This window comes from Pseudomonas sp. MD330_10, from assembly GCF_042610415.1.
GTDB classification, from domain to species: Bacteria; Pseudomonadota; Gammaproteobacteria; order Pseudomonadales; family Pseudomonadaceae; genus Aquipseudomonas; species Aquipseudomonas rhodesiae.
The window spans coordinates 34,982-48,147 of the sequence record NZ_JBHGZU010000007.1; the positions used below are offsets into that span (position 1 = coordinate 34,982).

Consider the following 13,166-nt stretch of genomic DNA (forward strand, 5'->3'; position numbering starts at 1 on the left):
GTATGTAGGTTTTGTATTTATTGTATACAAAGCACTTTTCAGCTTAAGCCACATGCGTGCCAGTTTTTGGCATATCAAAACTGTAGGTAATTTCGTTTTTAGAGGTGAGGTAAATAACTGGCTGAATTCAAAGCAATATAAATTGACCGTTTGAACAGCTATTTATTTTTCTGTTGAAGAGGGGCTATTCGCCAGTACGCAGGATGATGCGGAGGAGGTGTTACGTTATGGTGCGAATTTATGAAGATTGCACACATAAATGGCACCTATGGTTACAGGTGTGTGTACATCTAGAGGTAAAACTCAAAACAAATGTGGGAGGGGGCTTGCCCCCGATAGCCCAGTGTCAGTCACCACTGAGCTGGCTGATCCACCGTTATCGGGGGCAAGCCCCCTCCCACCTATTTAACTGCGTCAGCCCTTAGGCTTTGCTGATGATATTCCCGGCGTGCAGCCCGCATTCTTTTTGCGTGGCTTCTTCCCACCACCAACGCCCTTCGCGTTCGTGCTGGTTCGGTAGCACCGGGCGGGTGCACGGCTCGCAGCCGATGCTGATAAAACCTCGCTCGTGCAAGCTGTTGTACGGCAGCTCCAGCATGCGGATGTAGCCCCAGATTTCTTCGCTGCTCATCTGCGCCAGCGGGTTGAACTTGTACAAGGTGCGCTCTGGCGTGGAGAACGCTGTGTCGATCTCCATCACCGCTACCTGGCTGCGTGTGCCGGGGCTCTGGTCGCGACGCTGGCCGGTGGCCCAAGCGCTGACACCGGCGAGCTTGCGCCGCAGCGGTTCGATCTTGCGGATGCCGCAGCATTCGCCGTGGCCGTCCTTATAAAAACTGAACAGGCCCTTTTCCTTGACGAAGGGTTCCAGCTTGCTCTGATCCGGCGAGATCAGTTCGATGTCGATCTTGTAGAACTCACGTACCTGCTCGATAAACCGGTAGGTCTCCGGGTGCAGGCGGCCGGTATCGAGGCTGAACACTTTGACGTTCTTGTTCAGCTTCCAGGCCATGTCCACCAGCACCACATCCTCGGCGCCGCTGAAAGAGATCCACAGGTCGTCGCCGAACTGGCTGAATGCCAGTTTGAGGATGTCCTGGGCGGATTTGTTGGCATAGGTCGCGGCGAGTTCAGCGACATCGAAGGCTTGGTTCATCAGCACGGTTCCTGCAGGTCAGTGGCGCTGAGCGCTCTATAGGTGGGCGATGGTATCAAAATCCGCCCTGCGTTGCGGCTTCGGGCTTGAATCGCTAGAGTTCGGCAGGCCTTTTGCTCGCTCAACCAATAACATCCAAATGGAGTGTCTTGTGGAAATTGCCTGTCTTGACCTGGAAGGTGTGCTGGTGCCGGAAATCTGGATCGCCTTCGCCGAAAAAACCGGTATCGAAGCCTTGCGGGCCACCACGCGGGACATTCCCGACTACGACGTGCTGATGAAACAGCGCCTGCGCATCCTTGACGAACACGGCCTGAAGCTTGCCGACATCCAGGCCGTGATCGCCACCCTCAAGCCGCTGGACGGCGCCGTCGAGTTCGTCAACTGGCTGCGCGAGCGCTTCCAGGTGGTGATTCTGTCCGACACCTTCTACGAATTCTCCCAACCGCTGATGCGCCAGCTGGGCTTCCCGACGTTGCTGTGCCACCGCCTCATCACCGACGAGACAGACCGCGTGGTGAGTTACCAATTGCGCCAGAAAGACCCCAAGCGTCAGTCGGTCCTGGCCTTCAAGAGCCTGTACTACCGCGTGATCGCCGCCGGCGATTCCTACAACGACACCAGCATGCTGGGCGAGGCTGACCAGGGGATCTTGTTCCATGCGCCGGACAATGTGATCCGCGAATTCCCGCAGTTTCCGGCGGTGCATACGTTCGAGGCGTTGAAGCAGGAATTTATCAAGGCGTCGAATCGGTCGTTGAGTCTTTAAAGCTTTTACCGCGACTGAGGGCCCCATCGGTGCAAGCCCCGATGGGGCGCAGGTTAAGCCTGAGCCTTAATTGCCTGCCAGCAAGCTTTCATAAGGAATGCGCAGGCCTTCATGTAGGCGTTTGATCATCGACAAGCTCAACTTGCGCTTGTGATTCAGCACTTCGGAAACACGCCCGCTCGTACCAATGAAAGGCTCAAGATCGCGGGCTGTCATGCCCAACTGCTCCATGCGGAATTTAATCGCTTCCACTGGATCCGACCCAGGCATCGGGAAGTGTTCGGCCTCGTATTTCTCGATCAAGATGGCCAGGATCTCCAGTTCATCACCTTCGGGCGAGCCGGCTTCTGCGCCCCATAGCTGCTCGACGCGTGCGAGCGCGGCGGTCAGATCTTCCTGACTATGAATGGGTTTGATGTTCATCAGATGGTCTCCGCATTGATCTGATCGTAGTGCGCATGGGTTCCCACGAAACGTATGAAGCCAAGTTGTCGCTGATAATCGATAGCCATGATCACTCGATACTTATTGCAGCCCACGTTAAATACAACTCTGCCACTCTTCAGAATGCTTGCTGTCCTGAGCTGTGCTTTCAGCGCTTGCGGTGTCGGCTAAATGGCCTGTTCCATGTGGCGATACCATTCGGTGAGGGGGGGCTTTTGCATCGGTATGAGCGGGATGGCTTTCCCAAAATGTTCGCAGGGTGGACCGCGCAATTATTCTCATCGCCGCATCCTCCCAATTTGGGAGATGATAGATGCGGTCAAATTGATATGCAAACGAGGAAATGATTTCTGACAAGCAGACAGTCGCTTCATGTGGTCCTTCACAAACGGCGGTGGATAGTCGGATTTGGAACCTATCCTTGCGCTCAAACCCAGTCCAGCGCGGTTCTGATTCAGGCTTTTTCCGGTGGGAGAGGGCTTGCCCCCAGTCGACTCCCCAGCCTCTAAAACCCTTCCAACGTCCGCAACAACACCCGCACCTTGGTCAACGATTCCTGATACTCCGCTTCCCACTGCGAGTCCGCGACGATCCCGCCGCCGCCCCAGCAGCACACTTGCCCGTCCTTGACCAACAGGCTGCGGATGGCAATCGAGCTGTCCATCTCGCCGCGTACGTCCAGGTACATCAGCGAGCCGCAGTACAGGCCGCGCCGGGTCGGTTCCAGTTCGTCGATGATTTGCATCGCGCGGATTTTCGGTGCGCCGGTGATGGAGCCGCCGGGGAAGCTGCCGGCGATCAGGTCCAGGGCGTCCTTGTCGTCGGCGAGGGTGCCGATGACGCTGCTGACCAAGTGATGCACGTTGGGGTAGCTTTCCAGGCTGAACAACTCCGGCACGCTGACCGAGCCGGTGCGGCAGGTACGGCCCAGGTCGTTGCGCAGCAGGTCGACGATCATCAGGTTTTCCGCGCGGTCCTTGGGGCTGCTCAGCAGTTCGGCGGCGTGGGCGGCATCTTCTTCGGGTGTCAGGCCGCGTGGGCGGGTGCCTTTGATCGGGCGGGTTTCGACCCGGCGCGCGCTGATGTGTACGAAACGCTCCGGCGACAGGCTCAGCACCGCGCCGTGGTCGGGCAGGCTCTGGAACCCGGAAAACGGCGTCGGGCAGGCTTCGCGCAGCGCGCAGTAAGCTGCCCAGGGATCGCCGCTGCACGGCGCGCGAAAGCGCTGGGCGAAGTTGACCTGGTAGCAGTCACCGGCCTGGATATAGTCATGGATACGCACGATGGCCTGGCGATAGGCCTCGGCGCTGATGTCCGGTGTCATCGGCCCCTGCAAGGCAAAGGTGGCCGCAGCAGCCTTGGGTAATGAGTTGAACAGCGCGATCAGGCGCTGTCGCTCGCTGTCGGCCAGCGTGGGGTGGAACACCAGTTGGCTGGTCTGCGCCTGGTGATCACTGACCAGCGCCCAGGCGTACAGGCCGAAACGCGCGTCCGGCAGATGCAGATCGTCCACCGCCAGGTGCGGCATTTGCTCCAAATGCCGGCCGAAGTCGTAACTCAGGTAACCGATCAAACCGCCGGCGAACGGCAGCTCATAGTCGACCGGAAGCTCTGCCTTACCCAACAGCGCGAGGTTTTCCCGCAAGCGTTGCAGGAAATCGCTGCCGCTTTCATCAGGCGAAACCGTCAACGTGGCTTGCGGCCAAGCGCTGAGCAGGTCATAGCGGCCGCGGTCCGCAGCCGGGCGGCCGCTGTCGAGCAGTACCGCGCCGGGCGCGTGGCGAATCGCCGCGAAATACTCGGCGGGGTTGGCCCGGTAGGGCAGCGGGTAAACGGTGCAGGTCGACATGCGGGGTGGATCAGCCAGGGCGCGGGGGAGGGGATTGTAGTCCCCCGTAGGATTTGCTCCTAGGGGGGATGTCGGGGATAGACAGATGGAGCGTTCGGATCAGCCTTCCACCGGGGGAATATGCCCGAACATTGCCTGCACGAACTTCACCCGCTCTTCCACGGTTTCTGTCACGCCGGCAGCCTTGAGTTCTTCCAGGCGCGCTTCTACCGCATGGGTGCGCAAGGTCAGGCCACAGTCGTTGGCGATCTGGATGTTCAGCCCCGGCCGCGCGTTCAGCTCCAGGATCAGCGGGCCTTTCTCCTGGTCGAGCACCATGTCGACACCGATATAGCCCAGCCCACACAGTTCGTAGCAGCCCGCTGCGAGCTTCATGAAGCCGTCCCAGTTGGGCAGTTGCACGCCATCCACCGCGTTGGTGGTGTCCGGGTGTTTGGTGATGATGTTGTTCAGCCAGGTGCCACGCAGGGTCAGGCCGGTGGCGAGATCGACGCCCACGCCGATTGCGCCCTGGTGCAGGTTGGCCTTGCCGCCGGACTGCCGGGTCGGCAGCCGTAGCATGGCCATTACCGGGTAACCCATCAGCACGATGATGCGGATATCCGGCACGCCTTCATAGCTGATGCTTTTGAAGATCTGGTCGGGCACCACGCGGTATTCGATCAGCGCGCGGTCGCGGTGGCCGCCCAGGGAGTACAGGCCGGTAAGAATGCTGGAAATCTGATGTTCGATTTCCTCGTGGCTGATGATCTTGCCGGACACCGTGCGGTAGCGCCCTTCAAAGCGGTCGGCCACCACCAGGATGCCGTCACCACCGGCGCCCTGGGCCGGCTTGATTACAAAATCGCTGCGCCCGCCGATGATCTCGTCGAGCTTGTCGATTTCCTTCTCGGTGGAGATCACCCCGTACATTTCAGGCACATGAATGCCGGCCGCCAGCGCCCGTTCCTTGGTGATGATCTTGTCATCCACGATGGGGTACAGGCTGCGCTTGTTGTACTTGAGCACGTAGTCGGCGTTACGCCGGTTGATGCCCATGATCCCCCGCGCCTCCAGGGCCTTCCAGGTCTTCCAGAAGCCGAACATTACGAGTCAGCCTTGAGGAAGGCCTTGAACCGCACCAGTTCGGTCAGGCGGTAGCCGCGATAACGACCCATGGCCAGCATGAAGCCCACCAGGATCAGCAGGATCGCCGGGAAGGTAAATACGAAGTAGATCAGCTCCGGCACGCTCATGATGATGTGCGCCAGGGATGCGGCGAACAGCGTACCGATCGCCACTTTCATTGCATGGCTGGCGCCGCGTTCTTCCCAGGTGATCGACAGACGCTCAATGGTCATGGTCAGGATCACCATCGGGAACAGCGCTACCGACAAGCCGCGCTCCAGGCCCAGCTTGTGGCTGAACAGACTGATAGCGGCGATCAGTACCACCACGAACGTCAGCACCACCGACAAGCGCGGCAACATCTGCAGTTTCAAGTGTTCCAGGTACGAACGCAGGGACAGCCCCAGCGCCGTGATGATGGTGAACAGCACAATCCCGAAGCCCAGCTGTGTTTCGCGGAACGCCAGGGCGATCAGCACCGGGGTGAAGGTGCCCAGGGTCTGCAGGCCGATCAGGTTGCGCAGGATCAGGATCACCAGCACGCCGATCGGGATCATCACCATGATCATAAAGGTCTGCTGGGTCTGCAGCGGCAGGCCGTACAGCGAGTATTCGAGGAAATTGGCGTCGGTGTTCTCGTCGGTCAGCTTGGCCAGGCGAATGGCGTTCATTTCGCTGTTGTTGAGGCTGAAGGTGACCATGGCTTTCTTGCCGCCATCGACGGTGATCAGGTTTTCATCGCCGGTCCACCACAGCAGGCGGTCGGCGGGCAGGCCCTGTTCGCCGGTTTCCGGGTTGAAGTACAGCCAGTCGTTGCCGTTGAAGCTGCGCAGCCACAGTTCCGGGGTTTGCGGCTGGTCGGCGACCAGGCGGATGGTATGGACCTTTTCCACCGGCACATGGGCGATGGACAGCAGCAGTTCGACGATCTTGGCCTTGTGCGGCGTGGACGGGTCGCCTGCCAGCAGCAGTTTCACATTGTCGTCGTTGAGGTTGTTGGTGCGCTTGATGGCTTCGGTGATAAAGGTCTCGACGTCGGCCGAGTGCTGGCGGATCGGCGCCAGCAGGGCTTCGGCGGCGATTTTCTCCGGGCCTTCCACGGCGATGCTGTCACGGAAGGTCGGGCCTTTGATCTTGGTTTTTTCGCCGCTGTAACGCTTGGTCAGCACCAAACGGTAGTAGAGGGTCTGGTTGCCCTTGGCCCGGCGCGCCGACCAGGTGACCTTGCGGTTGCCGTCGATGCGGTTGACGCTGACCCCGTAGTTATTGGAGATGAAACTCTCGTTGAGGCTGACGAAGTCGCGGCTCAGGGGCGGCACGAACATCTGGATCTTGACCGGGTCCTTGGGGCTGGCCACGAACTCTACCTTGGCGTCGATGTTCCACAGGTCGTCCGTGGCGTCTTCGGTCACGGGGATGCCCAGCACGAAGATTTGGTAGGCGGTGACCGAAATGCCCAGCACCACCAAAAGGGTGATGAGGATTTTCAGGTGCAGGGTCAGAGAGCGCATTCGGGTTACTCGGCGGTATGAGCGTCGGCGGCGCAGGCGGGTTTGCCTGCTGCATATTTAAGACTGGGATCGACCAGCGCATCAAAGCGTTTGAGTGCTTCGGAGCCGATCAGCAGCGGGTATTGGAAAGCGCTGCGGTCAGTCAAGTTCACTTCGATGCTGCGTAAAGCGGTGCCCATGCAGATATCCAGGGCAATCACCGGGCGGGCGGTGTAGTTCTTGTCCTCATCGGGGTCGTAGTCACCGGCGCGGCGCTTGATTTTGCTGACCCGGGCCAGGGGGCGTTCGATGGGGTGGGAGTGGGCGGTGTCGATCGCCAGGTAGAAGCGCACCCAAGACTCACCGTTGCGCTTGAAGCGTTTGATATCGCGGGCGCTGAGGGAGGCGGTCTTGGCGCCGGTGTCCAGTTTGGCGGCGACTTCCAGGTCGATGCCGGCCAGTTGGGCGTATTCGTTGAGGCCATACACAGTCTTCTCGGCGGCAGCGCCAAGGCTTGGGATGGCCAGCAGGCAAAACAATAGGGGGAGGGGCTTGAGTGTCATAGATCCTGAGGCAGTGCAGTGCGATGTTCATTCATGGCGACTGGCATGACTGCGCAATCTCTGGTACGCCCTTTCATCAAAAGACGTCAGTCAAAGGCGGCGGGCATTCTAGCATGATGCTTTTCTGACGCCAGCGCTGGCAGCCGGCCATGTTGTGCGCAATCGCAGGGAGGTTATTAGACGATTGTCGACAATGTGCATTTATTCTTTGACTAGCTGCGGTCTATTGGCTAGTTTTTGCCGCATTGGTTTTAAAGGTGTCGACAATATGCGGGTTCAAGCAGAGCTTCCGACGGTGGCGTCGGACGACTCCCAAACAATGTCGGAGAACGTCTTTCGGCGTATCCAGGCCGCCATCGTCAAAGGTGAGATCGCCCCCGGCAGCAAGATCTCCGAGCCGGAACTGGCGCGCACCTATGGCATCAGCCGCGGCCCGCTACGTGAAGCGATCCATCGCCTGGAAGGCCAGCGCCTGCTGGTGCGGGTGCCCCATGTAGGCGCGCGAGTGGTTTCGCTCAGCCATGCCGAGCTGATCGAGCTGTACGAAATCCGCGAATCCCTGGAAGGCATGGCCTGTCGCCTGGCGGCCGAGCGCATGACCGACGCCGAGATCGAAGAGTTGCGCCAGGTGCTGCATACCCATGAGCGGGATGCGGCGTTCCAGGCCGGTGTCGGCTATTACCAGCAGGAAGGCGACTTCGATTTCCATTACCGCATCATTCAAGGCGCGGGCAACCGTACCCTGACCCAGATGCTCTGCGGCGAGCTGTACCAATTGGTGCGCATGTACCGCATCCAGTTTTCCGCCACGCCTAACCGTCCACGCCAGGCGTTTGCCGAGCACCATCGCATTCTGGATGCGATTGCCGACCGCGACGGCGAACTGGCCGAATTATTGATGCGCCGGCATATCGGCGCCTCCAAGCGCAATATCGCCCGTCATTTCCCCGACGGCGCCACCCAGACAGCCACTCAGCGAGGTGAGTCATGAGTTCCAACAATAACAGCACGCCAGGCCAGCGTTTCCGTGATGCGGTGGCCAGTGAGCACCCCTTGCAGGTGGTCGGCACGATCAACGCCAACCATGCGCTGCTGGCCAAGCGCGCGGGGTTCAAGGCCATCTACCTGTCGGGCGGCGGGGTGGCCGCCGGCTCCCTGGGCGTGCCGGACCTGGGCATCACCGGCCTGGATGACGTGCTGACCGACGTGCGCCGCATCACCGACGTGTGCGACCTGCCGCTGCTGGTGGACGTGGACACCGGTTTCGGCTCCTCGGCGTTCAACGTGGCGCGCACCGTCAAGTCGATGATCAAGTTCGGCGCGGCCGCCATCCATATCGAGGACCAGGTCGGCGCCAAGCGCTGCGGCCATCGTCCGAACAAAGAAATCGTGTCCCAACAGGAAATGGTCGACCGCATCAAGGCTGCCGTGGATGCGCGCACCGATGACAGCTTCGTGATCATGGCGCGCACCGATGCCCTGGCCGTCGAGGGCCTGGAGTCCGCTCTGGAGCGTGCCGCAGCGTGCATCGAAGCCGGCGCTGATATGGTGTTCCCGGAAGCAATCACCGAGCTTGAGATGTACAAACTGTTCGCCGCGCGGGTGAAAGCGCCGATCCTGGCCAATATCACCGAATTCGGCGCGACCCCGCTGTACACCACCGAACAGTTGAAATCTGCGGATGTTTCCCTGGTGCTGTACCCGCTCTCGGCCTTCCGTGCCATGAACAAGGCCGCCGAAAACGTGTACACCGCGATCCGTCGCGACGGCACTCAACAGAATGTGATCGACACCATGCAAACCCGCATGGAGCTTTACGATCGCATCGACTACCACACCTTCGAGCAGAAGCTCGACGCGCTGTTCGCCGCCAAGAAATAAGCGCAGCGCCTCCCAGATAACTACAAAATTGGAGAAGAACCATGGCTGAAGCAAAAGTATTGAGTGGCGCCGGCCTGCGTGGTCAGGTGGCCGGGCAGACTGCACTGTCCACCGTGGGCCAGGCCGGTGCCGGCTTGACCTATCGCGGCTACGACGTGCGTGAACTGGCCGCCGACGCGCAATTCGAAGAGGTCGCCTACCTGCTGCTGTACGGCGAGCTGCCGAGCAAAACCGAATTGGCGGCCTACAGTGCCAAGCTGAGCAAATTGCGCGACCTGCCTCAGGCGCTCAAAGAAGTGCTCGAACGCATACCCGCCGACGCCCATCCGATGGATGTGATGCGCACCGGTTGCTCGTTCCTGGGCAATATCGAGCCGGAAAAAGACTTCAGCGCCCAGCGCGATGTCACCGACCGCCTGCTCGCTGCCTTCCCGGCGATCATGTGCTACTGGTACCGCTTCAGCCACGACGGCCAGCGCATCGACTGCGTGAGCGACGAGCCGAGTATCGGCGGCCACTTCCTGCACCTGCTGCACGGCAAGACGCCGAGCGAGTTGCACGTCAAAGTGATGAACGTGTCGTTGATCCTCTACGCCGAGCATGAATTCAACGCCTCGACCTTCACCGCGCGGGTCTGTGCCTCGACCCTGTCCGACCTGTATTCCTGCGTCACCGCCGCCATCGGTTCCCTGCGCGGCCCGCTGCACGGCGGCGCCAACGAAGCGGCGATGGAAATGATCGAGCGCTTCGCCTCGGCCGAAGAAGCGGTGGAAGGCACCCTTGGCATGCTGGCGCGCAAAGACAAGATCATGGGGTTCGGCCACGCGATCTACAAAGACAGCGACCCGCGTAACGAAGTGATCAAGGGCTGGGCGAAGAAACTCGCCGATGAAGTGGGCGACACCGTGCTGTTCCCGGTGTCCGAAGCCATCGACAAGACTATGTGGGAGCAGAAGAAACTGTTCCCCAACGCCGACTTCTACCATGCCTCGGCATACCACTTCATGGGCATCCCGACCAAGCTGTTCACGCCGATCTTCGTGTGCTCGCGCCTGACCGGCTGGGCCGCCCATGTGTTCGAACAACGTGCCAACAACCGCATCATCCGTCCGAGCGCCGAGTACATCGGCGTCGAGCAGCGCAAGTTCGTGCCAATCGAACGTCGCTGAATGGGAACACCGACGATCTCGAAGTAGAAACCGGACCCAGTGTGGGAGGGGCAAGCCCCTTCCACATTGAAGTCGCATTTCAATTTTGGATCGGCGCAGGTCTTCCTTTTGCAATCACCGTGACCGAGTCCTGACCGATGAACACTGAATTTCGCAAACCGCTCCCTGGCAGTCGCCTGGATTACTTCGATGCCCGTGCGGCGGTCGATGCCATTCGTCCCGGTGCCTATGCCACGCTGCCTTATACCTCTCGTGTGCTTGCCGAGAACCTGGTGCGTCGCTGCGACCCCGCCACCCTCAACGCCTCCCTGAGCCAACTGATCGAGCGCAAGCGCGACCTGGACTTTCCGTGGTTCCCGGCACGTGTTGTGTGCCATGACATCCTCGGTCAGACCGCCCTGGTGGACCTCGCCGGCCTGCGCGATGCCATCGCCCAACAAGGCGGCGACCCGGCGCAGGTCAATCCGGTGGTGCCGACGCAGTTGATCGTCGACCACTCCCTGGCCGTCGAAGCGGGCGGTGCCGATCCGCAGGCTTTTGAGAAAAACCGCGCCATCGAAGACCGTCGCAACGAAGACCGTTTCCACTTTATCGAGTGGACCAAGAAGGCGTTCAAGAACGTCGACGTGATCCCACCGGGCAACGGCATCATGCACCAGATCAACCTGGAGAAAATGTCTCCGGTGATCCAGGTGCGCGACGGGGTGGCGTTCCCCGATACCTGCGTCGGCACCGACAGCCATACCCCCCATGTGGATGCCCTGGGCGTGATCGCCATCGGCGTCGGCGGCCTGGAAGCCGAGAGCGTGATGCTCGGCCGCGCCTCATGGATGCGCCTGCCGGAAAGCGTGGGCGTGGAGCTGACTGGCAAGCTGCAACCGGGCATCACCGCCACCGATATGGTGCTGGCATTGACCGAGTTCCTGCGCCAACAGAAAGTGGTTGGCGCCTGGCTGGAATTTTTCGGTGAGGGCGCGTCCAAACTGACCCTCGGCGACCGCGCGACCATCTCCAACATGGCTCCGGAGTACGGCGCCACCGCGGCGATGTTCTACATCGATCAACAGACCATCGCTTACCTCAAACTCACCGGGCGTGAAGACCAACAGGTCGCGCTGGTCGAGCAGTACGCGCGTCACACCGGGTTGTGGGCCGACGATCTCAAGGGCGCGCAATACGAGCGCGGCCTGACCTTCGACCTCTCCAGCGTGGTGCGCAATATGGCCGGCCCGAGCAACCCCCACGCTCGCGTCGCCACCCGCGACCTAGCCTCCAAAGGCATCAGCGGCCAATGGGACGAAGTGCCCGGTCAAATGCCCGACGGCGCCGTGATCATTGCCGCCATCACCAGTTGCACCAACACCAGCAACCCGCGCAACGTGATCGCCGCCGGCTTGTTGGCGCGCAATGCCAACAAACTGGGGCTGACACGCAAGCCGTGGGTCAAATCGTCCCTGGCACCGGGTTCGAAAACCGTGGCCATGTACTTGGAAGAAGCCGGCCTGGGCCATGAACTGGAAAAACTCGGTTTTGGCGTGGTGGCGTTTGCCTGCACTACCTGCAATGGCATGTCCGGCGCGCTGGACCCGGTGATCCAGCAGGAAATCATCGACCGCGACCTGTACGCCACCGCCGTGCTGTCGGGCAACCGCAACTTCGATGGGCGTATTCACCCGTACGCCAAGCAGGCGTTTCTCGCGTCGCCGCCGTTGGTAGTGGCCTACGCGATTGCTGGCACCATCCGTTTCGATATCGAAAAGGACGTGCTCGGCCACGACGCCCATGGCAAGGAAATCCGCCTGCAGGACATCTGGCCAAGCGATGAGGAAATCGACGCGGTGGTTCAGGCGTCGGTCAAGCCGGAGCAGTTCCGCGCCGTGTATATCCCGATGTTCGCGGTGCACGAGGACACCGGCCCGAAAGTCGCGCCGCTGTACGACTGGCGCCCGCAAAGTACCTATATCCGCCGTCCGCCGTACTGGGAGGGCGCGCTGGCCGGGGCGCGGCCGCTCAAGGGCATGCGCCCGCTGGCGGTGCTGCCGGACAACATCACCACTGATCACCTTTCGCCTTCCAACGCGATCATGCTCGACAGCGCCGCCGGTGAGTACCTGGCGAAAATGGGCTTGCCGGAAGTGGACTTCAACTCCTACGCCACGCACCGTGGCGACCACCTGACCGCGCAGCGCGCCACTTTCGCCAACCCGAAACTGTTCAACGAAATGGTCGTCGAGAACGGCAAGGTCAAGCAGGGCTCCCTGGCGCGCATCGAACCGGAAGGCAAGGTCACGCGGATGTGGGAAGCCATCGAAACCTACATGGAGCGCAAGCAGCCGTTGATCATCATCGCCGGCGCCGATTACGGTCAGGGCTCGTCCCGTGACTGGGCGGCCAAGGGCGTGCGTCTGGCCGGTGTGGAAGCGATTGCCGCCGAAGGCTTCGAGCGTATTCACCGCACCAACCTGGTGGGCATGGGCGTGTTGCCGCTGGAGTTCCTGCCGGGCACCAACCGCCATACCTTGCAGATCGACGGCAGCGAAACCTATGACGTGGTCGGCGCCCGCACCCCGCGCGCGCAATTGACCCTGGTGATCAATCGCAAGAATGGCGAACGTGTCGAAGTGCCGGTGACCTGCCGCCTGGACACCGCCGAAGAAGTGTCGATCTACGAGGCGGGCGGCGTGTTGCAGCGTTTTGCCCAGGACTTCCTGGAATCGGCGGCGACCGCCTGAAGAGGA

General features: G+C 60.7%; 11 protein-coding genes and 1 pseudogene. 5 read left to right on the forward strand and 7 right to left on the reverse strand.

Annotation, left to right across the window (positions count from 1 at the left end; translation table 11 throughout):
• Positions 1–421 precede the first annotated feature (421 nt).
• On the reverse strand, positions 422–1,156 hold the full coding sequence (locus ACFZPT_RS13120; protein WP_034099739.1) for a phosphoadenylyl-sulfate reductase: 735 nt from the start codon (positions 1,154–1,156) through the stop codon (positions 422–424).
• Positions 1,157–1,307: 151 nt separating this feature from the next.
• On the opposite strand from ACFZPT_RS13120, the gene thrH reads away from it, so the two are divergent.
• On the forward strand, positions 1,308–1,925 hold the full coding sequence (gene thrH, locus ACFZPT_RS13125; protein WP_034114837.1) for a bifunctional phosphoserine phosphatase/homoserine phosphotransferase ThrH: 618 nt from the start codon (positions 1,308–1,310) through the stop codon (positions 1,923–1,925).
• Positions 1,926–1,991: 66 nt separating this feature from the next.
• On the opposite strand, the gene ACFZPT_RS13130 is transcribed toward thrH, so the two are convergent.
• From ACFZPT_RS13130 to ACFZPT_RS13155, 6 genes and pseudogenes are all read right to left on the reverse strand, one after another.
• Positions 1,992–2,348 carry a type II toxin-antitoxin system HigA family antitoxin gene (locus ACFZPT_RS13130; RefSeq protein ID WP_040269126.1) on the reverse strand — a complete coding sequence of 119 codons (357 nt, stop codon included), beginning with the start codon at positions 2,346–2,348 and terminating at the stop codon, positions 1,992–1,994.
• A pseudogene (locus ACFZPT_RS13135) lies at positions 2,348–2,651 on the reverse strand (type II toxin-antitoxin system HigB family toxin). Before ACFZPT_RS13135 ends, ACFZPT_RS13130 begins: the two are co-directional and overlap by 1 nt.
• Positions 2,652–2,874: 223 nt before the next feature.
• On the reverse strand, positions 2,875–4,218 hold the full coding sequence (gene pabB / locus ACFZPT_RS13140) for an aminodeoxychorismate synthase component I (RefSeq protein ID WP_099312249.1): 1,344 nt from the start codon (positions 4,216–4,218) through the stop codon (positions 2,875–2,877).
• A 99-nt stretch (positions 4,219–4,317) separates the two neighbouring features.
• The gene (locus ACFZPT_RS13145; RefSeq protein WP_034099736.1) at positions 4,318–5,304 is read right to left on the reverse strand and encodes an alpha-L-glutamate ligase-like protein; all 987 of its coding nucleotides are present in this window, start codon (positions 5,302–5,304) and stop codon (positions 4,318–4,320) included.
• Positions 5,304–6,836 carry an inactive transglutaminase family protein gene (locus tag ACFZPT_RS13150; RefSeq protein ID WP_034099735.1) on the reverse strand — a complete coding sequence of 511 codons (1,533 nt, stop codon included), beginning with the start codon at positions 6,834–6,836 and terminating at the stop codon, positions 5,304–5,306. The genes ACFZPT_RS13145 and ACFZPT_RS13150 overlap by 1 nt, the downstream gene beginning before the upstream one ends.
• Positions 6,837–6,841: 5 nt before the next feature.
• Positions 6,842–7,378, reverse strand: coding sequence for an ATP-dependent zinc protease (locus ACFZPT_RS13155; protein WP_034099734.1), 537 nt, complete (start codon positions 7,376–7,378; stop codon positions 6,842–6,844).
• Positions 7,379–7,646: 268 nt separating this feature from the next.
• Here ACFZPT_RS13155 and ACFZPT_RS13160 point away from each other — a divergent pair, with 268 nt between their 5' ends.
• The 4 genes from ACFZPT_RS13160 (at position 7,647) to acnD (ending at position 13,160) form a co-directional block, all read left to right on the forward strand.
• Positions 7,647–8,369, forward strand: a complete 723-nt coding sequence (locus ACFZPT_RS13160; protein ID WP_034099733.1) for a GntR family transcriptional regulator — start codon at positions 7,647–7,649, stop codon at positions 8,367–8,369.
• Positions 8,366–9,259: a methylisocitrate lyase gene (gene prpB / locus ACFZPT_RS13165; RefSeq protein WP_034099732.1), complete on the forward strand. Its 894-nt coding sequence runs from the start codon at positions 8,366–8,368 to the stop codon at positions 9,257–9,259. The genes ACFZPT_RS13160 and prpB overlap by 4 nt, the downstream gene beginning before the upstream one ends.
• Positions 9,260–9,300: 41 nt before the next feature.
• Positions 9,301–10,428, forward strand: coding sequence for a 2-methylcitrate synthase (prpC, locus tag ACFZPT_RS13170; protein ID WP_034099731.1), 1,128 nt, complete (start codon positions 9,301–9,303; stop codon positions 10,426–10,428).
• 137 nt (positions 10,429–10,565) lie between these two features.
• Positions 10,566–13,160 carry a Fe/S-dependent 2-methylisocitrate dehydratase AcnD gene (acnD, locus tag ACFZPT_RS13175; protein WP_034099730.1) on the forward strand — a complete coding sequence of 865 codons (2,595 nt, stop codon included), beginning with the start codon at positions 10,566–10,568 and terminating at the stop codon, positions 13,158–13,160.
• Positions 13,161–13,166 lie beyond the last annotated feature (6 nt).